16 protein-coding genes are annotated in these 19989 nt (G+C 63.8%); 3 read left to right on the top strand and 13 right to left on the bottom strand.

All coding sequences use genetic code 11. The annotated features are described in order from the left end of the window. Positions 1–140: 140 nt before the first annotated feature. The 8 genes from ACP7B7_RS26030 to ACP7B7_RS25995 all read right to left on the bottom strand — a co-directional run bounded on the left by ACP7B7_RS26030 (position 141) and on the right by ACP7B7_RS25995 (position 13342). Entirely contained in the window at positions 141–1160 is a 1020-nt protein-coding gene (locus ACP7B7_RS26030; RefSeq protein ID WP_426078611.1) for a succinylglutamate desuccinylase, read from the bottom strand. Then, positions 1160–5857 (bottom strand): NAD-glutamate dehydrogenase domain-containing protein, encoded by a 4698-nt coding sequence (locus ACP7B7_RS26025; protein ID WP_426078610.1) that lies wholly within the window; start codon positions 5855–5857, stop codon positions 1160–1162. Before ACP7B7_RS26025 ends, ACP7B7_RS26030 begins: the two co-directional genes overlap by 1 nt. Before the next feature lie 128 nt (positions 5858–5985). Then, entirely contained in the window at positions 5986–7326 is a 1341-nt protein-coding gene (astB, locus tag ACP7B7_RS26020; protein WP_426078609.1) for an N-succinylarginine dihydrolase, read from the bottom strand. 9 nt (positions 7327–7335) lie between these two features. Further along, entirely contained in the window at positions 7336–8826 is a 1491-nt protein-coding gene (gene astD / locus ACP7B7_RS26015; protein WP_426078608.1) for a succinylglutamate-semialdehyde dehydrogenase, read from the bottom strand. After that, positions 8819–9871, bottom strand: a complete 1053-nt coding sequence (gene astA / locus ACP7B7_RS26010) for an arginine N-succinyltransferase (protein ID WP_308924039.1) — start codon at positions 9869–9871, stop codon at positions 8819–8821. Before astA ends, astD begins: the two co-directional genes overlap by 8 nt. 12 nt (positions 9872–9883) lie before the next feature. Beyond that, a complete protein-coding gene (locus tag ACP7B7_RS26005; RefSeq protein ID WP_426078607.1) occupies positions 9884–10915 on the bottom strand; it encodes an arginine N-succinyltransferase in 1032 nt (343 codons plus the stop codon). Between the two features lie 87 nt (positions 10916–11002). After that, positions 11003–12244: an acetylornithine/succinylornithine family transaminase gene (gene astC / locus ACP7B7_RS26000; protein WP_308924037.1), complete on the bottom strand. Its 1242-nt coding sequence runs from the start codon at positions 12242–12244 to the stop codon at positions 11003–11005. Positions 12245–12397: 153 nt separating this feature from the next. Next, positions 12398–13342 (bottom strand): GlxA family transcriptional regulator, encoded by a 945-nt coding sequence (locus ACP7B7_RS25995; protein ID WP_426078606.1) that lies wholly within the window; start codon positions 13340–13342, stop codon positions 12398–12400. 142 nt (positions 13343–13484) lie between these two features. Here ACP7B7_RS25995 and ACP7B7_RS25990 point away from each other — a divergent pair, with 142 nt between their 5' ends. From ACP7B7_RS25990 to ACP7B7_RS25980, 3 genes are all read left to right on the top strand, one after another. Then, a complete protein-coding gene (locus ACP7B7_RS25990; RefSeq protein ID WP_308924035.1) occupies positions 13485–13874 on the top strand; it encodes a MarR family winged helix-turn-helix transcriptional regulator in 390 nt (129 codons plus the stop codon). A gap of 43 nt (positions 13875–13917) precedes the next feature. After that, entirely contained in the window at positions 13918–14202 is a 285-nt protein-coding gene (locus tag ACP7B7_RS25985) for a hypothetical protein (protein ID WP_308924034.1), read from the top strand. 152 nt (positions 14203–14354) lie between these two features. Beyond that, positions 14355–15203 carry an HDOD domain-containing protein gene (locus ACP7B7_RS25980; RefSeq protein ID WP_426078605.1) on the top strand — a complete coding sequence of 283 codons (849 nt, stop codon included), beginning with the start codon at positions 14355–14357 and terminating at the stop codon, positions 15201–15203. Here the strand turns inward: ACP7B7_RS25980 and ACP7B7_RS25975 are convergent. The 5 genes from ACP7B7_RS25975 to secD form a co-directional block, all read right to left on the bottom strand. Beyond that, entirely contained in the window at positions 15197–15361 is a 165-nt protein-coding gene (locus ACP7B7_RS25975; RefSeq protein WP_426078604.1) for a hypothetical protein, read from the bottom strand. The genes ACP7B7_RS25980 and ACP7B7_RS25975 overlap by 7 nt on opposite strands. A gap of 189 nt (positions 15362–15550) precedes the next feature. Continuing rightward, a complete protein-coding gene (locus ACP7B7_RS25970) occupies positions 15551–16201 on the bottom strand; it encodes a glutathione S-transferase family protein (RefSeq protein WP_308924031.1) in 651 nt (216 codons plus the stop codon). Between the two features lie 40 nt (positions 16202–16241). Further along, entirely contained in the window at positions 16242–16940 is a 699-nt protein-coding gene (locus ACP7B7_RS25965; RefSeq protein ID WP_426078603.1) for a helix-turn-helix transcriptional regulator, read from the bottom strand. 71 nt (positions 16941–17011) lie between these two features. Next, positions 17012–18034: a protein translocase subunit SecF gene (gene secF / locus ACP7B7_RS25960; protein WP_308924029.1), complete on the bottom strand. Its 1023-nt coding sequence runs from the start codon at positions 18032–18034 to the stop codon at positions 17012–17014. A gap of 84 nt (positions 18035–18118) precedes the next feature. Beyond that, positions 18119–19984, bottom strand: coding sequence for a protein translocase subunit SecD (secD, locus tag ACP7B7_RS25955; RefSeq protein ID WP_426078602.1), 1866 nt, complete (start codon positions 19982–19984; stop codon positions 18119–18121). Positions 19985–19989 lie beyond the last annotated feature (5 nt).

Here is a 19989-nt window from a genome sequence, read left to right as displayed (position 1 = left end):
CTACCAACATCAGGCCACCGCCGCCACCTCCCGCTCAGATCGTCAACCCCGTCTTCCCCCATTCCCCGCGAAGAACCTAAAAAATGGCGCCAGGCAGGTAACCCCGTGCTGGCGCCATTGGCTTGTGCATCAGTAAACAATCAGGCCACGCGCACCACCATCAGCCCGGCCCGCAGTCCCACGCGCACATCGGGATTCGGAAACACCACCAGCTCTTCCGCATGTTGTACCGTGTAGACCGTGTCGCCATCGCTGGCGATCACGGCATGCTGCGGCAGGGACGTGAAATTGTGCGTGCCGCGGTCGAACGCCATGCGGAACTCGTCGCTGTGCTTGATGATTTCCTGCGCCACCTTGAACACATGCGGCGCCGCCTTGACGGCTTGCTGCGGCAAGCCGCGCAACAGGCCATCGAGCGCCTGCGCCACGTCGTCGAACAGCGATAAATCATTCTGGCCCAGGGTGCCCACGCGGCCCAGTTCCACCGTGCTGGCGGCGGCGCCGCAATGCTCGGCCGAGTAATAGCTGTAGGTGCCGGCCGATTGCGGATTCATGATGATGGCGCCGATCGCCGCCTGGCCCAGCCACGCTATCAGCGCCGCCTTGGCGCCCTCTTCCACCAGGTCCGGCACGATGGCAAAGGTCGGGTAGAAGGACGGGCGGATCGCGGTATGCAGGTCCAGATGCCAGCGCACTGGCCCCGCATCGCCGAAGAACGCGCTGGTTGCCGCGATCATGTCATCGGCGCGCGCGCTTTCCGCCGCTTGCGCCAGACTGCCGCGCACGGGACGGAACATGCGGTTCAGGTCCGCATCGATAAAGCGCTTGCCGGCGCGGATGGCGTCGACATTGCCGACGCACACCAGCAGGTCGACCGCCAGGGCATGGGGTTGCGTCGACACGTCGCGCGACAGCGCGTCGAGCAGGTGCGCCAGCACTTCGATCGGCCCCGTCTCGTCGCCATGCACGCCGACCGACAGCACCACGCTGGGACGATTGAGATCCGCAGAATGGGACTTCACCTGCAGCATGCCGGGCGCCGGTAGCGCCACGGCAAAGCCGGCATCGGCGAACAGCTGCGCAACAGCGCCGAAGTCCGCCTGCGCCAGCGCCTGCACGGCCGGCGGCAAGCCGCCAGATTGTGTCGCGTCCGCCGTCATCAGGCCGCCGCTTCCGCCGGCACGCCCTTGTTGACCGTCTCGGACAAAGTCCAGACGTCCAGCATGGCTTGTTCCAGTTCCGTCGCCGCCACATAGGCCGACAGGCCCAGCGCGCTCGTCACCGCATCGACGGCATTGCCTTCACCTTGCTCGGCGCGCGCCAGCACCTGCGTCAGCAAGCGCTGTTGCGTGCGGCGCAGGGCTTGCTGCGCATAGCTGCGCAACTGTTCCTGCGACTTGCCTTGCGCCGCCAGCTTCAGGCCGCGCTCGAGCGTATCGATGCCGGCCTGGCTGCGCAGGGCCAGGCCCACTTGCAGGAACGCCGCCAGGTCCATCGCCGCAGGGCGCGGCACCGACAAGGCAGGGAACAGGAAGCCCGCCACCACGTCCAGCGCGTCGACCGCATCCCAGGCCTGCACAAAGGCCGGCGTCAAGCCGGGCACCAGCGCCGCTTCCGACTTGATGCCGACGGCTTGCAGCAGTTCGCGCTTCGATTGCGCGCCAAACAAACCGGTCAGCTCGGCCAGGCCGGCGCCGCGCAATTGGTCGCCCGGCACCGACAGCACGCCGGCGATCATGGTTTTTTGCAGCGCACGCGTTTGCGCATCGACCTTGATCGACACTTCGCGCGGAATCGTCAAGGCGTCCGCATCGAGCGCGTCGAACACCGGCGCCAGGTTCAGGGCCACCAGGGCCTGGCCCCAGGCCAGGATCACGGCCGCTTCTTCCACGCCATGTTCGCTTGCCAGTTCGCGCAGCATCAGCGGGCCGCAGCGGTTGACCACTTCATTGGCCAGCACGGTGGCCAGGATGGCGTTGGCCAGCGGATGGTCGAGCGCGGAGCGCGTTGCCACCAGCAGCGACGGGAAATACGGTTTCAGGACCGGCTCGGCCCAGCTCTCGTCCGTCAATGGCAGGGTGGCCAGGATGCGCTTGTAGCGGTTTTTTACATTCGCGATCACCACCGCCAGCTCCGGCGTGGTGAGGCCACGGCCGTCCTGCTTGCGGCGCGCCAGTTCGGCCACCGTCGGCAGCTGCTCCAGGTCGCGCGACAGGGCGCCCTCTTCTTCCAGGCTGGCGATCAGGGCGGCGTAACCATCCTGCACCGCGCCTTCGCTTTGCGCCTGCAATTCGCGCACCAGCAAATGCGTCTGCTGCGTGTTGTCGCGCAGGACCAGGCGTTCGACATCGTCCGTCATCGCATACAGCTCGCGGTTGCGCTCCGCTTCCGTCAGCTTGCCGGCGTTGACTTCGACGTCCAGCCAGATCTTCACATTCACTTCATGGTCCGAGCAGTCGACGCCGGCGGAATTGTCGATCGCATCGGTAAAGATGCGGCCACCGGCCAGCGCGAATTCGATGCGGCCCGTTTGCGTGGCGCCAAGGTTACCGCCCTCGGCCACCACTTTCACGCGCAGCTCATTGCCGTTGACGCGGATATTGTCATTGGCGCGGTCTTTGACTTGCGCATGGGTTTCGGTCGAGGCCTTGATATAGGTGCCGATGCCGCCGTTGTAGAACAGGTCCACCGGCGCTTTCAATATGCGGTGCATCAGTTCTTCCGGCGGCAGGGACGTCTCCGCGATATCGAGCGCGGCGCGGATCTGCGGCGACAGTTCGATGCCGCGCGCGCTGCGCGGGTACACGCCACCACCCTCGGAGATCAGCTCCTTGTTGTAGTCTTCCCACGACGAGCGCGGCAGCGCGAACATGCGGGCGCGCTCTTCAAACGACACGGCGACGTCCGGCGTCGGATCGAGGAAGATATGGCGGTGATCGAAGGCCGCCACCAGTTTCAGCTGGCGCGACAGCAGCACGCCGTTGCCGAACACGTCGCCCGACATGTCGCCCACGCCGACCATGGTGATCGGGGTGGTGTTCAGGTCGTGGTCCATTTCATAGAAATGGCGCTTCACGGCTTCGAACGCGCCCTTGGCGGTGATGCCCAGTTTCTTGTGGTCGTAGCCGTTCGAACCGCCCGAGGCAAACGCGTCGCCGAGCCAGAAACCGCGCTGCACGGCGATGCCGTTGGCGATGTCCGAGAAGGTGGCCGTGCCCTTGTCGGCGGCCACCACCAGGTAAGGATCGGCTTCGTCGAAGCAGACGGTATCGACCGGCGGCACGATATTGCCCAGCGAGCGGTTGTCCGTCACTTCCAGCAGGCTGGCGATGAACAGGCGGTAGACGGCTTCGCCTTCGGCGGCGATGGTTTCGCGCACGGCGTCTTTCGGCATCTGCTTGCAGACAAAACCGCCCTTGGCGCCGGCCGGCACGATGACGGCATTCTTCACCATCTGGGCCTTGACCAGGCCCAGCACTTCGGTGCGGTAATCTTCCATGCGGTCGGACCAGCGCAGGCCGCCACGGGCGACCGGGCCGCCGCGCAGGTGCACACCTTCGAAACGGCGCGAGAAGACAAAGATTTCGCGGTACGGACGCGGTTCCGGCACCAGCGCCAGGCTGCTGGTGTCGAACTTGAAGATGATCTTGTCGCCCTGTTGATTGTTCTGGAAGTAGCTGGTGCGCAGGGTGGCCGCCATCAGGTCGGCCAGCGCGGCCAGGATTTCCTCGGTATCGGCATGGTTGACCGACGCCAGGCCGGCCTTGATGCCGACGATGGTTTCCAGTGCGGCGGCGTGCTGTTCATCGGACAGCGATGGGTCGAAGCGCTGCAAAAAGGCGTCGACCAGGGCTTTGACCAGGGCCGGCTGGCGGCGCAGGCTTTCGGCGATATAGCGCACCGAGAAGCGGCTGCCCGTCTGGCGCCAGTAGCTGGTGTAGGCGCGCACCAGTTGCACTTCGCGCGTCGACAGCCCGCCTTCGATCACCAGGCCGTTCAGGCGGCCGTCTTCGGCCGTGTCGTTGAACAGGGCCGCGAACAGTTCTTCGGCCACCTGCGCCACGTCCGGCTGCGCCAGTTTGGCGGCGCTGTCGGCGTCGACCGTCAGGCTGGTGACGAAATAGCGCGTGCCTTCGGGCGAGAAGATCGAATAGGCCTGCTCGCGGTCGATCGCCACGCCGGCGTTATGCAGCGCCGGCAGGATGGTCGACAGCGACGGCACGCGGTTGGCCGAATACAGGCGGATGGTGGTGACAGGGCCGGACTCGATGCGCACGGCCACATTGGCCGCATCGGTATTGCGCAGAATGGTGTCGAGGTCGCGGTAGGCGACGGCCGGCGCGGTGGCGGCCACGTAGTCGAGCGGCAGGGTGGCGCACAGCTTGCGCAGGCTGGCCCGCAAGGCGACATCGGGCACGGCGTCGGCGACGGCCGCAAAGCCGTTGTGCCAGCCATCGAGCACGCCCAACAAAGGCTGTTCGATATCGGTTTCCAGGTCGAGCGGATAACGCGCCGCATGGGCGATCAGGTAGACGCGCGCCAGCGGGCCGTCGGCCACCAGCGTCTGCATGCTGACATGGGTGGCGCCGGAACTGGTCTTCAGGGCTTTGGCCAGGGCGCTGGCCACGCTGGCGCTGTAGCGCTCGCGCGGCAGGTAGACCAGCACGTTCAGGTGGCGCGCATACACGTCGCGGCGCGCGAAGACCTTGGTGCGCGGCTGCTTGTACAGCGAGACGACGGCGCCGCACACTTGCACCAGCCAGTCCAGGTCCGCTTCCAGCGCTTCGGTGCGCGGCAAGGACTCGAGGATTTCACGGAATTTCTCGGCGCGGAAGCCTTGCTGGCGCACGCCGGCCAGGCTCAACACCTTGGCCACGCGGCCGCGCGCAAACGGCAGCGCCGCCAGCGGGGTGGAATTGCCGGCGCGCGTAAACAGGCCGACAAAACAGTGTTCGCCGAGGATGGCGCCTTGCGCGTCGGTGTCGCGCACGCCGATGAAATCGAGCTGCTGGTCGCGGTGCAAGGTGCCGGCCACGTCGGCCTTGACGATGGACAGGGCCGAGTCACGCTTGGCCAGGGTGTCGAAGTCGCCGGGAATATTCGCCAGGCTGGTGTCGTAAATGGGATGCGTGGTGTCCTGCAGCACGCCGATGCGGCTCGGCAGGTCGCGCTCCAGTTCGCGCACGCCGGGCTTGACGCGATAATAGCCATAACCGAAGACTTCAAAACCACCGCTGCGCGCCCACTCCAGGAAGGCGGCCACTTCCGGGCCTTCTTCGCCCTGGGTGCCGGCGGCCACCGCCGCCAGGCGCTCGTCCATGGCGGCGCTGTCGCGGCGCACCACGGCAGCGTCGCGCGCCACCATGTCGATGGCGGCCACCAGCGCGGCTTGCGCGTCCGGCGCCAGCTCTTCGTCCAGCAGCACCAGCACATAGGACTCGAGCGGGTCGCCCGGCTGGCGCACCGCTTCCACGCTGCCGTCACCGGCGCGGCGCACCGGCAGCACGGTATTCATCACGCCGCGCACGGCCAGGTGCTGGCGCCGCATGGCCATCACGATGGAGTCGACCAGGTAAGGCATGTCCTGGTTCAGGATCAGCAAGGCGCTCGCCATGCCGCCACGGCCATCGGCGTAGCGCAGGGTGGCGATCTGGCAGCCGTCGCCGCTGCGGGTGGCCGCCTGCGTGAAGCCGTCGACGAGGACCGGCGCCAGGCTGGCGGGCGCGATATCGGCCAGGTCTTCCGCGTCGAGCGAATCGAGCCAGGCTTGTACCAGTTCGGTGACGGGCTTGCTGGCCGCGCTGGCCTGCACCAGTTGCAGCGTTTGCGTGCGCAAATCTTGTGGCGTGTGGTTCATCTTGCATCTCCATGTCGGTAGTGTGTGTGCAGCGCGGCCATGCGGGCTTGTGGCTGGCCGGCCGTGCTGTCAAAGGGCGGGGTTGGCCCGTCCAATTCTGTCATTGGGTATTGCCGATAGTGCAGTTCCTACAAATCGTACAATCCCGGTAAGTTGAGGATGACCGTCAGTTCTTCAAGCGCCGCATGCACTTCCAGCGCCAGCTGCGGGTCGGCCAGGTCGGACGGTTCAAGATGGTCGCGGTAGTGCTTTTCCACCCAGGCCACCAGCCTATGGTACAGCGCTTCCGTCATGATCACACCCTGGTGCATGGCGCGCGCCTCCGATGCCGTCAAGGCCACGCGCAAGCGCAGGCAGGCAGGCCCGCCGCCATTGCGCATGCTCTGGCGCAGGTCGAAATGAATCAGCTCGTCGATCGGCGCCTCACTGGCCACCAGGCCTTCCAGGTAGCGCGAGACGGCCTTGTTTTCCTGGCATTCCTGCGGGATCACCAGCGCCATCCTGCCGTCTTCTTTGCTCAAGAGCTGGCTGTTGAACAGGTAGCTGGTCACAGCGTCCTGGATCGGTACCTGCCCCGTGTCGACCCGCACCGCCGCCAGCTGCGCGCCGGCGTCCGCCACTGCGCGGCGCAGCTGCGACAGGCTGCCTTCTTCATCGGCAAACGCCTGCTCGTGGTAGAACAGCACATTGCCGTTGCCGACCGCGATCACGTCGTTGTGGAACACGCCCTGGTCGATCACGTCCGGATTCTGCTGCACATAGACCGTGCGTTTCGCGTCCAGGCCATGCAGTCGCGCCACGGCCTGCGACGCTTCCAGCGTCTGGCGCGCGGGATAGCGCTTTGGCGAGGGGGCGGACGGATCGAACTCCACCCGGCCATACACGAACAGCTCCACCGACGGCGCGCCGTGCGAGGCGCCCAGGCGCGTGTGGTTGGCCGCGCCCTCGTCGCCAAACGCCGGCGTCGATGGCAACGCGTCATGCACGGCAAAGTGTTTTTCATCGCCGAAGATGGCGCGCAGGCTGCGCGCCGACTGACCATGCTCGAAGGCGCGGTGCAGCTTGTTGTTCAGGTTGGCGGCCGTAAAGTGCACGCGGCGATCCTGGGTGTCGGCCGACGGGCTGACGGTGGCCGCATTCGCCGTCCACATGGGCGAGGCGGAATAGGCGCAGGCCAGGATCACCGGCGATTCCTTGTAGGCGCGCGCCAGCACCTCGGCGTCGGTGCCGGTGAACCCTATCGAGCGCAGCAAGCGGAAGTTGGGCCGGTCCTGTGGCGGCAACAGCGCTTGCGCAAAACCGCGCGCGGCCAGCGCGCGCATCTTGGCCAGGCCCTGCAAGGCGGCCTGCTTCGGGTTCGAGGCGCTTTTGACGTTGCTGAACGAGGCGACATTGCCGAACGAGAGTCCCGCATAGTTGTGCGAGGGGCCGACCAGGCCGTCAAAATTGTATTCGCGCGTGCCGTGCATGGTCACTCCTTAGAAATGCAGACCGGGCGACAGCTTGGCCGGCAGGGACAAGGTCGCGTTTTCGATCGAAGCGACCGGGTAGGCGCAATAATCGGCCGCGTAATAGGCGCTAGGCCGATGGTTGCCCGACTTGCCGATGCCGCCGAACGGCGCCGTGCTGGCCGCGCCCGTGGTCGGGCGGTTCCAGTTGATGATGCCGGCGCGCGCGCGCGTCTGGAAGCGCTGCCACAGCGCCGCATCGTCGGACAGCAAGGCCGCCGCGAGACCAAACTCGGTGGCGTTGGCCACCTTCAGGGCCGCGTCGAAATCGCTGACGCGGATCACCTGCAGCAGCGGGCCAAACCACTCTTCGTCAGGGATGCCTTTTGCGTCGGTGACGTCGACGATGCCGGCCGTGACAAAACCTGCTTCCGGGTTCAGCTGGCGCATCTGCAGCAAGGTCACGCCGCCCTTGGCGACCATGTCGGCCTGCGCCTGCACCAGGCGTTTTGCCACGGCGGCGGAGACGACAGGGCCCATGAACGGCTCGGGCTGGGCGTTCGAAGCGCCCAGGCCCAGCTTGCCCGCCACTTCCACCAGGCGCGCCACGAAAGCGGCACCGGCAGCGTTGTCCTGCACCACCAGGCGGCGCGCGCAGGTGCAGCGCTGGCCGGCCGAGACAAACGCGGAAAAGATCGCGTGGTGCACGGCGGCGTCCACGTCCTGCACATCCCATACCACCAGCGCGTTGTTGCCGCCCATTTCCAGCGCCAGCATCTTGCCGGGCTGGCCGCCGAACTGGCGGTGCAGCGAGACGCCGGTCTGGCAGGACCCCGTAAACAGCACGCCGTCGAGCAGGGCGTTGGCGCCCAGCGCCACGCCGGTATCGCGCGCGCCGTTGACCAGATTGAGCACGCCATCGGGCAAGCCGGCCTGCTGCCACAGCTGCACGGTTTTCACGGCCGTGCGCGGCGCATATTCGCTGGGCTTGAAGACGATCGTGTTCCCGGCGATCAGGGCCGGCACGATATGGCCGTTCGGCAGGTGGCCCGGAAAATTGTACGGACCGAACACGCCGAACACGCCGTGCGGACGGTGGCGCAGCACGGCGTCGCCGTCGGCGATGGTGCTTTGCGTGATGCCGGTGCGCGCCTTGTACGACTGCACCGAGATATCGATCTTGTTGGCCATGGTGGCCACTTCCGTGCGCGACTCCCACAAGGGTTTGCCCACTTCCGCCGAGATCAGCAAGGCCAGTTCTTCGGCATTGGTTTTCAGCAGGTCGCGAAAGCGCACGCAGGCGGCGATGCGCTCGTCGACGGGCGTATCGGCCCAGGCATCAAAGGCGGCGCGGGCGGCCAGGCAGGCCTGTTCCACGTCACGTTCGGTCGCGGCCAAACTGGCCCAGGTCTGGCGGCCGTTGGACGGGTCGATGGTCACCAGTTCAGCGCCGCTGCCCGGCAGCCAGGCGCCGTTGATGAAGTTCGATGGGGCGGATGCTGGATTGAATTGTTCAGACATGGGTATGCTTCCTCGGGTTGAGTGACAGCGTGCGCACGGTGTCGCCGTGCCGGCAGCGCAGCAGATGCAATTCATCGTCGTGCAATGCCAGCTTGCCGCCTTGCGGCATGGCGTCGGTGACGATCATGCGGAAATCCTTCAGGTCGGTGTTCGACACCAGGTAAGGCTCGGCATCGGCCGGCAATGCGCAGTTGTCCGCACTGGCCTGCGCGTCGAGCACGGCCGGCAGGCTGTCGCGCATGGCGCGCAGTTCCGACACGCGCGCCTGCAGCACCGGGCCGGCGTCGAAAATATCGACATAGCCTTCGAAGTGCAGGCCTTCCTGTTCCAGCAGCCGGCGCGCCGGCGCCGTGCTCAGATGGACCTTGCCGATCACCTCCTGCGCTTCGTCGGGCAGGTAGGCCACGTACATCGGCTGGCGCGGCATCAGCTCGGCGATGAATGATTTCTTGCCGAGGCTGGTCAGGTCGTCGACATGGTGGAAATCCATCTTGAAGAAGTGGCGGCCCAGGCCTTCGTAGAACGGCGAGCTGCCGTCCTGGGCCTGGTAGCCGCGCATCTCGGCGATCAGCTTTTCCGTGAACAAATGGGGGAACTGGGCGATGAAGAGAAAACGGCTTTTCGACAGCAGCTTGCCGTTGTTGCCGCTGCGGTAATCGGGGTGCAGGAACAGCGAACACAGTTCGGTGCTGCCCGTCAGGTCGTTCGACAGGTACAGCGTTTCCATGCGCGTAAACACGTCGAGTTCGCGGCTGGAATGGACCAGGGTGCCGATGCGGTAATTGTAAAACGGCTCTTCCAGGCCGACCGCGCCCTTGATGGCGCACACGCCGGCCAGGCGGCCCGAGTCGGTATCCTCCATGACGAACATGTAGTCGCGCTTCTCGGGCGGAATGGTTTCGGCAAACGAGGCGCAGGCAATCGCCAGCCGGTCGCCCAGCATGGTCATGTCGGGTTTCAGGGTGGTCATGCCGGTGCCGACCTGGCTGGCCAGGCCGTACAGGGCGTCCAGGTCGGAAGCGTTGATGGCGCGAACTACTAGCATAGGATTCCTCGGTTAGATGCGCACGCAGATGACGCTGTCGCCGGCGGACACCGCCAGCGCGTCGAGCAGGTCGGCAGGCAGGCCCACCGTGTCCTGCGCTTCCAGCGCATCGCAGGCGAACGTGACGGCGCGGAAATTGCGCTCGGCGCCGGAGGCGATCGCATAATTGACTTTCAGGCCGGTGCGGCTGGGCGTGATGCCGGCCGTCACGCGGCGGGTCAGCGAACCGGTAAACGAGCGCAGCGAATTCTTGTGCGCCTGCAGGATCGGACCGCCATCGAAAATATCGATATAGTCGTCGGCTTCAAAACCCTCTTCCGTCAGCAAATTGAAAGCCAGTTCGCCGCTCGGATGGATCTGGCCCATGGCCGCCTGCGCGTCGCCGGGCAGCAGCGGCACATAGACCGGGTAATGCGGCATCAGTTCGACGATCAGGGTGCGGTTGCGCGCGCCGCCGATGACCTTTTCGGCATCGAGAAAATCCATCTGGAAGAACTTGCGGCCCAGCGCATCCCAGAACGGCGACTGGCCGTTGCCATCGGTGATGCCGGCCAGCGGCACGAAGAAACGGTCGCCGAAACGGTGCGGCGCCAGGACGGCAAACAGCAGCCGCGCGCGCGACAGCAGCGCCGCTTCCAGGCCCGCCTGCTCCATGTTGCGCACATAGAAGCCGGACAGTTGCGAGTACGCCGTCAGCTCCGAACACAAGGTCAGCGCATGCACGCTGTGGCTGATGTTCAGGTCACGCGAGACTTGCTGGATGACGTCGTTGCGAAAGGAAAAATAGGTGCCGTTCGAGCCGGCCGAAGCGAAGATGGCGGCCGTGCCCAGGATGCTGTTATCAAGCAGCGATTCGAGCACGAACAGATACGATTCTTCGCTGGGGATGTCGACGTGGGCGGCAAATGAGGCGATGGAGCGCTCGACGGAAGCGGCGATTTTCTCGCGCGTCTTCGGCAGGGTATGGACACCCGGCATGGTGACCGCGGCCAGTGCTTCGAGGGCCGCGATATCCGCGATGGCTACCGGACGGACAACATACATGGAGACTCCTTGAACACAGGGTAAAACCAGGCCGGCCCGCGGCGAAGGCGGCGGGCCGGTGAAGTGATGCTGCGGTGTCTTGCCGGCTTATGCCTTGAGCAGGCCGTCGATGCCGGCGCGCAGCAGGCGGCCCGCCTCGGCAATCTGCTCATCCGACACGATCAGCGCCGGCGCCAGGCGCACCACGTCCATGCCGGCGATCAGCACCATCAGGCCTTGCGCTTCGGCCGCCTTCTGGATGTCTTTCGCGCGGCCTTTCCAGGCATCGCTGACGACCAGGCCCAGCAACAAGCCGCTGCCGCGCACCACCGAGAACACTTGCGGGTAGTCGTTGATCAGGCCTTCGAGCATGGCGATGGTGTTGACGCTGGCTTCCTTCACGCGCGCCAGGAAGGCCGGCGTGTTGATGGTTTCCAGCACTTTCAACGCGACGGTGGTGGCCAGCGGGTTGCCGCCGTAGGTGGTGCCGTGGGTGCCCACAGCCAGGGTTTGCGCCAGCTCTTCGGTGGTCAGCATGGCGCCGATCGGATAGCCATTGCCCAGCGCCTTGGCGGCCGTCAGGATGTCCGGCGTGACGCCATAGCCCATGTAGGCGAACAGGGCGCCGGTACGGCCCATGCCACACTGCACTTCGTCGAAAATCAGCAGGGCGCCGGTCTTGTCGCACAGGGCGCGCAGTTCCTTGAGGAATTCAGGATTGCCCGGCACCACGCCGCCTTCGCCTTGCACCGGCTCGACGATCACCGCGCACACATCGTCACCGATGGCGGCGCGCGCCGCTTCGATATCGTTGTAGGCGATATGGTCGATCGATGGCGGCAGCGGCTCGAAGCCTTCCGTGTACTTGGACTGGCCACCGACCGAGACGGTGAACAGGGTGCGGCCATGGAAGGAGCTGAAGCACGAGATGATGCGCGACTTGTGCGCGCCGAATTTCGTATGCGCGTATTTGCGCGCCAGTTTGAGGGCCGCTTCATTGGCTTCCGCACCCGAGTTGCAGAAGAAGGCGCGGTCGGCAAAAGTCGCTTCGGTCAGCGCTTGCGCCAGGCGCAGCACCGGCTCGTTGGTGTAGCCATTGCCCAGGTGCCACAGGGTGTTGATCTGCTTGGTCAACACTTCGACCAGCGCCGGATGGCAGTGGCCCAGGCTGTTGACGGCGATGCCGGAGGTGAAATCGAGGTAATGCTTGCCGGACTGGTCCCACAGATCGAGGCCGGCGCCGCGCACGGGCACCATGGCGGCGGGAGCGTAAGTGGGAACGAGAACCTGATCATAGGTTTCGCGGGTGACTGGACGAGCCGTTACGGTCGAATCAAGCTTGGCATTCATAGCATTCCCCATCTATATGTTAGGTACTCCCGCAGCTACGACAGCTGCGCGTGTACTGCATTATAAAAAGCGGGATGCTAAAACTCTTTTGAATCTGCGACAAGGATTTTCACAATTCATCACATGTAAATCCCGTGGCAACCCTGATGGAGTCTAGCCTGGCGGCATCAGTTTCCTTTGGCGCTCTTCGCGGGGAGTGTTCCCGAACAGCGTGCCAAACGCGGTGGAAAAGTGCGAGCCGGACGAAAAGCCACACATCAGCCCTACTTGCACAATGGAATAGTGTGTATCAAGCAATAGTTGCCGTGATCTTTGCAGCCGCAGTTCCAGGTAGTAGCGCGACGGCAGGCTGCCCAGGTATTGCTTGAACAGCCGTTCCAGCTGGCGCCGCGACAGGCCCACCAGGCTGGCGATGTCGTCGGTCGACAGCGGCTCCTCGATATTGGTTTCCATCAAGGTCACCGCTTCCGATAATTTCGGCTGCAGCACGCCGAAGCGCGCCTGCAGGGCCACCCGCTGGCGCTCTTCCTTGCCGCGCACCTTGTCCACGCACAGCGCTTCTTTTATCAATGCCTGGGCGTCGGCGCCGAAAATCGTCTCGATCAGGGTCAGCGAAAAATCGATGCTGGCCGCGCCGCCGCAGCAGGTGATGTGGGGGCCGTCGATATCGAACAGATGCGGCGTCAGGATGGCGCGCTCGGCCTTGGCCTCCGCATCGGCATACAGCGCCCATGGCAGGGCGATGCGCACGCCGTCCATCACGCCGGCGTCGGCCAGCCACAGCACGGCCGCGCCCACGCCGCCCCAGAACGGCGCCGAGCGGCAGCGCTCGATCACGGCGCGGCACAATTCAGGGGCCAGCGGCGCTTCGGTCTCGTCGGCCACCAGCAGGGCCACATGCCAGTTGCCCCCCTGGGCCGCCACCTGTTCGGGGGTGCGGATCTCCAGTTGCAACGCTTGCGGCCCCAGTGCGCGTGCGCACAGGCGCAGCGGCTGCACCAGTCCTGCCCAGGTGATCGATTCGGCGTCGCCCGCATGGATCAACAGCAAGCGCAGCGGTTTATCGAGGCCGATACGGGAGAGATTGGCAAAGGACATCGGCAGGCGGAGTCAGGTCGAGGGCTGGAGTGCGCACATGATACCGGAGTTCGGGGGTGCCGGAAAAAAGCCGGACAGAAGGATATAATCACGCCCTATGGGTGAACGATATTTAAAAAGTATCCGGTTGCTGGCCGAATGCATGCAAGGCTTCGAACGCTTTTCGAGCGACTTCGTGCGCCAGTACGGCCTGACGCATGCGCAGTTCGACATTATCGCCACGCTGGGCAATACCTGCGGCATGTCCTACAAGGAACTGGGCCAGAAAACCCTGATCACCAAGGGTACGCTGACGGGCGTGATCGAACGGCTGGAGCAAAAAGGACTGGTCAAGCGCGAACGCTGCACGCGCGACAAGCGCTCCTATTTCGTGCGCCTGAGCACAGAAGGCGAGCAAGTGTTTCATGAGGTGTTTCCCAAGCTCACCCGGCAAGGGCAACACTTGTTTGAAGGCTATACCGAAGACGATTTCAGCCGCCTGGAAACGACCCTGGCGGGACTGAAACAGGCCATTGCAAACGGCCACAGCTGAAAACTCATCAAGCAAGCATCTAACAATATCAAAGGAAACCAAGTTGAAAACCTCCCTGCTCGACGGCAAAAAACCTGCCCATTTCGACAAACACATCATCGGTAACCTGCTGCTCAACGCCAGCACGCCGGAACTGGTGCGCCAGGAAAAACTGATCATCGGCGTGCGCAACGAAGACGGCGAAATCTACCGCCTGATCGGCGCCACCAAGCACAACAGCTTCATGAACGCGGTCGAGGAATTGTTCGACCTGGGGCTGACGGATGAACTGGAAGACAGCGATGAGCTGGTAGAGGGCTGCGACGCGATCTTCAGTGAAGTGTTGTAAACCGTAAAATTTGCACCGATGGGCATGGCGCATGGATTGCGGCATGCCCATTTTTCGTTTACCAGGCAGTTGCTTGCGCCAACTTGCTTTATTTGCGAAAAAATCAAGTTGAAAAAGTTCCGCAAAGAAATATTGCGAGTATAATTTTTTCGATGAACAGACTCGACGCCTTTAAAAGTATCGCCGCACTTGCTGGCCGTGGCGAGCTGACTTTCCCCGCCAATGTGGACGCTTCGCTCAAGCTGCAGCAGGCGCTGGCCGATCCCGATTGCCATATCGAAGCGGCCGCCAAGCTGGTGCAGGCCGACCCGCTGCTGGCCGCGCGCACGGTGGCGATCGCCAATTCGGCCGCCTTCAACCGTTCCGGCATCGAAATCACCAGCGTGCGCAATGCGGTGCAGCGCCTGGGCGTGCGCACCTTGCAATCGGTGGTGGCCGCGCTGATCGTGCGCCAGCTGGGCAGCACGATTACCGACCCGGCGCTGCAGGCCAAGGCCGCGCAGCTATGGGAGCACACGGCCCATGTGGCGGCGCTGTCGCAGGTGATCGCGCGCCGCGTGACCAAGGTCGATGCCGATACGGCGCTGTTTTCCGGCATCATGCATGAAGTGGGCGGCTTTTATCTGCTGTCGCGCGCGGCCGAGTTCCCCGGCCTGCTCGATGGCGAACCGCAGGAATGGGTCGAACATGGCGAGCAGGCGATCGGCCACGGCGTGCTGTCCAAGCTGAAGGTACCGGAGGCGGTGATGAACGCCATCGCTTCGCTGTGGGAAGGCATGCGCGCGATTCCCCCTGAATCGCTGGGCGACACCCTGCTGCTGGCCAACGACCTGTCCCCCGTCTCGTCACCGTTGAACGAAAGCCCGGCGGCGATTGCCGTGCGCAACGCCCGCGCCGCGCGCAGCATCGACTGCCTGATCGGCGACGACGCGACCTTGTCGAGCATCCTGGCCGACGCCGACGAGGAAGTGCAGTCGCTGCTGCACGTGCTGGTTCACTGATCTTTCTTGACCGGCGCCACGGGCGCCGGTACCGGCCGGGCGGTCTCGATAATCAGTACATGCTTGTCCACCGCCGGCGTGCGCTGCCGCTGCTGCACCACCATGGTGGCAATCGCGCGGGTACTGAGCAGTGGCTTGGGGTGGCGTGGCATGAACATGGCGGTCCTTGTCGATCAGCGTATGTTGCCCAGATGCAGGCAATTAGCAACTTTTCAAGTGACCAAAAAAAACCCGCTCGAAAGCGGGTAAAGTCCAAAGCTAGGGATGTCCTGAAAGAGACAGTTCCATCTTATGTCCGCCTGCAGGCGCGCTCCGTGCGCTGGCTAACGTAAGGCCACACTATCGTGTTACCACAGGGGATTGGTCTCCTGCCAGGCCCGCAGCTGTTGCACGCGGGCAAACCAGGCTTGCAGATGTTCATACTGCGCCAGCGGCAACGCGACCTTTTCGCTGTACATCATCGGTGCGGCCAGGGCGAAATCGGCCAGGCTCAGGCTGTCGCCGCAGACCCAGCTGCGGCCGGCCAAGTGGTTGTCGAGCACGAACGCGCATTCTGCCAGTTCGCGCTCGCCGCGCGCCACCTCCAGCGGGTCGGCATCGCCGCAGCCCGTCATGCCCTTCCATGCCCGTTCCCAGGTCAGCACGCCTATGGCCGGCGCGAAATGCTGCGAACACCAGAACATCCAGCGGTCGACGTCGGCGCGCGCCTGGGCTTCTTCGGGATACACGGTCTGGCCCGGTGCCTTGCCGGCCAGGTATTGCATGATGGCGCACGATTCCCACAGCAAGAACGTGCCATCGGCCAGCACCGGCACCTTGACGTTGGGGTTGAGCTCGGCCAGGCGGCGGCGGTCGTCCATGTTCATCAGGTCGACTTCGGCCAGTTCCACCGGCAGCTCGAGGTGGATCGCCGTCATCAGGGTGCGGCGGGCGTTGGACGACATGGGGTTGTGATACAGGCGCATGATGATGGCTCCGGTCAGTGAAGAAGCCACCATGGTACGAGCCGGCACTGACAGTTTTTGTCAGGAGAAGCGCTTACGTTTCCGGCTCGATATCGTACATCTTCCGCCATACTGTCAGCAGCTCATGCCGGCGTTTGGCATAGCGTTCGCCACTGTCGACGCTGGCGATGCGGTCGATGCGGAAATGGCGGTAATCGCCGCGCAGTTCGCACCAGGCGGCCAGCAAGCGCTTGCCTTCGAAATACGCCAGCGCAAACGGCCAGACGGTGCGCGCGGTGGCATTGCCGTGCTCGTCCTGGTAGCCCAGGGTCAGCTTGCATTCATGGCGGATCGCCTCGCGCACCGGCTGCACGAAACGGTCGGCCGGCGCGCCATCGTCGGCGGTCTTGCCCAGCGGCACCCACAAGCTGGTATCGGCCATGCTGTCGCGCAAATCGCGCGGCGAGGCGGCGGCGATTTTTGCCAGCGCCTTGCTGGCCGCCTGGGCCAGCGCCGCATCGCCCTGGCGGCGCACCCAGCGCGCGCCCAGCACCAGCGCTTCGAGCTCATCGGCATCGAACATCAGGGGCGGCAAAAAGGCGCCGCGGCGCAGCAGATAGCCGACGCCGGCCTCGCCCTGCAGGGGCGCGCCCAGCTCGGCCAGGGTCTGGATGTCGCGGTAGATGGTGCGTTCGGAGACACCCAGCTGCTGCGCCAGCTGCGCCGCCGTCACCGGCACCCGCTTGGCGCGCATGGCGTCCATCAACAAAAACAAGCGGCCGCTGCGGCTCATGATGCCCTCACCTATAAAAAAAAACGGCCACCTGCGGTGACCGTTCCGATAATTCAAATACTGACGCTGGCTTACACCACGGCGCCGTCGGTTTCGTCTTTTTCCTTGACCGGCTTGATCAGGTCTTCGCGCTTGACGCCCAGCCACATGGCGATCGCCGCCGCCACGAACACCGACGAGTAAATACCGAAGCAGATACCGATGGTCAGCGCGATGGCGAAGTAATGCAGGGTCTGGCCGCCGAAGAACAGCATCGACAGCACCATCATCTGGGTACAGCCGTGGGTGATGATGGTACGCGAAATGGTGCTGGTGATCGCATTGTCGATCACTTCATGCACGGATGCCTTGCGCTGCTTGCGGAAGTTTTCGCGGATACGGTCAAAGATCACCACCGATTCGTTGACGGAGTAGCCGAGCACGGCCAGGATCGCCGCCAGCACCGTCAGCGAGAATTCCCACTGGAAGTAGGCGAAGAAGCCCAAAATGATCACCACGTCGTGCAGGTTGGCGAAAATCGCCGAGACCGCGTATTTCCATTCGAAACGGATGGCCAGGTAGATCATCACGCCGATGATCACCATCACCAGGGCGTTCAGGCCGTTCTGCGCCAGTTCCTCGCCCACTTGCGGGCCGACGAATTCCACCTTTTGCATCACCAGCGCTTCATTGCCGGCCGCATCCACGCAAGCGCTCTTCAACACGTGCTCGCCTTTTTCGGTGACGGTATCGATCGCCTTGGTGCTGCCCTGCTCGACCTTGCACAGCGTTTCAAACACGCGAAGCGAGGTATTCGCGGCGGACACGCCTTTTTCCACCGGCAGGCGGATCATGACGTCGCGCGCCGTGTCGAAGCTGGTCACGCCAGGCTCTTCATAGCCCATCTTGATCAGCGTGCCGCGGATGCCTTCCAGGTTGGCCGCTTTCGGGTACTTGACCTCCATCACCGTGCCGCCCTTGAACTCGACCGACAGGTGCAAGCCCTTGTGGAACAGGAAGAAGACGGCGGCGACAAATGTCAGTGCCGAAACCACGTTGAAAATCAACGCGTGGCGCATGAAGGGAATATCTTTTTTGATCCGGAAAAATTCCATGAAATCCTCTGAGTTCTATTCTGTGCGTCCGGCGGCTGGGCCACCGGACGCTTTCGCTATGACGCTATTGCAAGTCCGGGCCGCTTATTTGCTGATGCCAGGGACCCAGACCGTGCCGATCGACAGCGAGGTCAGCTTTTTCTTGCGGCCATACCAGAGATTGACCACGCCGCGCGAGACGAACACGGCCGAGAACATCGAGGTCAGGATGCCCAGGCAGTGCACGATGGCAAAGCCGCGCACCGGACCGCTGCCGAAGGCCATCAGGGCCACGCCGACGATCAGGGTGGTGACGTTCGAGTCCAGGATGGTGGCCCAGGCGCGGTCGAAACCGGCGGAGATCGCCGCCTGCGGCGTGCTGCCGGCGCGCAGTTCTTCCCGGATACGTTCATTGATCAGCACGTTGGCGTCAATCGCCATGCCCAGCGCCAGCGCAATCGCGGCAATACCAGGCAAGGTCAGGGTAATCTGGATCATCGACAGCAGGGCGATCAGCAGCAACAGGTTGCAGGCCAGGGCCAGCACGCTGAAAGCGCCGAACATCATGTAGTAGATGATCATGAAGATGGCGATCGCCAGGAAACCGTACATGGTCGAATGGAAACCCTTGGCGATATTTTCCGCACCCAGTTGCGGGCCGATGGTGCGTTCTTCGATGACGGTCATCGGTGCCGACAGGGCGCCCGAACGCAGCAGCAGCGACAGTTCGTTGGCGTTTTCGGCGCCGCCCATGCCGGTGATCTGGAAGCGCGAACCGAGTTCCTGCTGGATGGTGGCGACCGACAATACTTCCGGCTTGCCTTTTTCAAACAGCACGATGGCCATGCGCTTGCCCACGCGCTCGCGGGTCGCTTCGCGCATCTTGCGGCCGCCATCGCCGTTCAGGTCGATCGATACGGCTGCCTGCTGGTTCTGGTCGAAGCTGGCGGTGGCGCTGGAGATATAGTCGCCCGTCAGGATCACGTCTTTCGACAGCACTACCGGCACGCCTTTGCCGACGGTAAACAGTTCGGAGTTGAACGGAATCGCGCTCGACATTTCGGTGCCCGGCACGATGGTCTCGTCGACCAGGCGCACTTCCAGGGTGGCGGTGCGGCCGATAATGGCTTTCGCGCGGGCCACGTCCTGCACGCCTGGCAGTTGCACCACGATGCGGTCAGGGCCTTGCTGCTGGATCAGCGGCTCGGCCACGCCCAGCTCGTTGACGCGCTTGGACAGGGTCGAGATATTCTGTTTCACGCCTTCATCGACGGTGGCTTTCAGCGCGGCCGGTTTCAGGGTCACGATCAGTTTCAGGTCGCTGCCGCTGCCGGTGTCGGCAAACGCCAGTTCGCTCATCTGGTCGGACAGCGTGGTTTTCGCTTTCTGGCGCGTATCGGCGTCGCGGAAATTGATTTCAATGCTGTCGCCCACGCGGTCGATGCCGGCATGGCGGATATTCTTGTCACGCAAGACGCTGCGCGCGGCGGACTGGATGCCCTGTACTTTCTTGGTCAGCACGGCTTTCGCGTCGACCTGCATCAGGAAGTGCACGCCACCGCGCAAGTCCAGGCCCAGGAACATCGGCAGAGCGTGGATTTTTTGCAGCCAGTGCGGCGTATTGGCCTGCAGGTTGACCGTCACCACATAGGTCGGGTCGGTCGGATCGGTATTGAGGTCCTTTTCCAGCACCAGCTTGGCCTTGAACTGGGTATCGGGATCGGCGAAACGCACGCGCACGGAGGCGAGGTTGCCGACGCCGTCATAGGTGATGGCCTCCGACTTGACGTTTTCTTTCGTCAATACCTGCTCGACTTGCGTCATCAGCTCGCTGCTCACCTTGACGGTGGACTTGCCGCTGGTTACTTGCAACGCCGGCGATTCACCGAAATAATTGGGCACCGTATACAGTATGCCCAGCAATAAGGCGACGGCGATGAGAATGTATTTCCAGACAGGGTAGCGATTCATATTGA

It is taken from the genome of Janthinobacterium sp. PSPC3-1 (assembly GCF_049896105.1).
Classification (GTDB): domain Bacteria; phylum Pseudomonadota; class Gammaproteobacteria; order Burkholderiales; family Burkholderiaceae_D; genus Janthinobacterium.
The sequence above is the reverse complement of the archived record's forward strand: the minus strand, read 5'-3'. Positions and strand labels throughout refer to the sequence as shown.

Excerpts from the sequence above, each read along its gene's own strand:
- ACP7B7_RS26030 (WP_426078611.1), bottom strand. The coding sequence starts at position 1,160 with ATGACGGCGGACGCGACACAATCTGGCGGCTTGCCGCCGGCCGTGCAG.
- ACP7B7_RS26025 (WP_426078610.1), bottom strand. The coding sequence starts at position 5,857 with ATGAACCACACGCCACAAGATTTGCGCACGCAAACGCTGCAACTGGTG.
- astB (WP_426078609.1), bottom strand. The coding sequence starts at position 7,326 with ATGCACGGCACGCGCGAATACAATTTTGACGGCCTGGTCGGCCCCTCG.
- astD (WP_426078608.1), bottom strand. The coding sequence starts at position 8,826 with ATGTCTGAACAATTCAATCCAGCATCCGCCCCATCGAACTTCATCAAC.
- astA (WP_308924039.1), bottom strand. The coding sequence starts at position 9,871 with ATGCTAGTAGTTCGCGCCATCAACGCTTCCGACCTGGACGCCCTGTAC.
- ACP7B7_RS26005 (WP_426078607.1), bottom strand. The coding sequence starts at position 10,915 with ATGTATGTTGTCCGTCCGGTAGCCATCGCGGATATCGCGGCCCTCGAA.
- astC (WP_308924037.1), bottom strand. The coding sequence starts at position 12,244 with ATGAATGCCAAGCTTGATTCGACCGTAACGGCTCGTCCAGTCACCCGC.
- ACP7B7_RS25995 (WP_426078606.1), bottom strand. The coding sequence starts at position 13,342 with ATGTCCTTTGCCAATCTCTCCCGTATCGGCCTCGATAAACCGCTGCGC.
- ACP7B7_RS25990 (WP_308924035.1), top strand. The coding sequence starts at position 13,485 with ATGCAAGGCTTCGAACGCTTTTCGAGCGACTTCGTGCGCCAGTACGGC.
- ACP7B7_RS25980 (WP_426078605.1), top strand. The coding sequence starts at position 14,355 with ATGAACAGACTCGACGCCTTTAAAAGTATCGCCGCACTTGCTGGCCGT.
- ACP7B7_RS25975 (WP_426078604.1), bottom strand. The coding sequence starts at position 15,361 with ATGTTCATGCCACGCCACCCCAAGCCACTGCTCAGTACCCGCGCGATT.
- ACP7B7_RS25970 (WP_308924031.1), bottom strand. The coding sequence starts at position 16,201 with ATGGTGGCTTCTTCACTGACCGGAGCCATCATCATGCGCCTGTATCAC.
- ACP7B7_RS25965 (WP_426078603.1), bottom strand. The coding sequence starts at position 16,940 with ATGAGCCGCAGCGGCCGCTTGTTTTTGTTGATGGACGCCATGCGCGCC.
- secF (WP_308924029.1), bottom strand. The coding sequence starts at position 18,034 with ATGGAATTTTTCCGGATCAAAAAAGATATTCCCTTCATGCGCCACGCG.
- secD (WP_426078602.1), bottom strand. The coding sequence starts at position 19,984 with ATGAATCGCTACCCTGTCTGGAAATACATTCTCATCGCCGTCGCCTTA.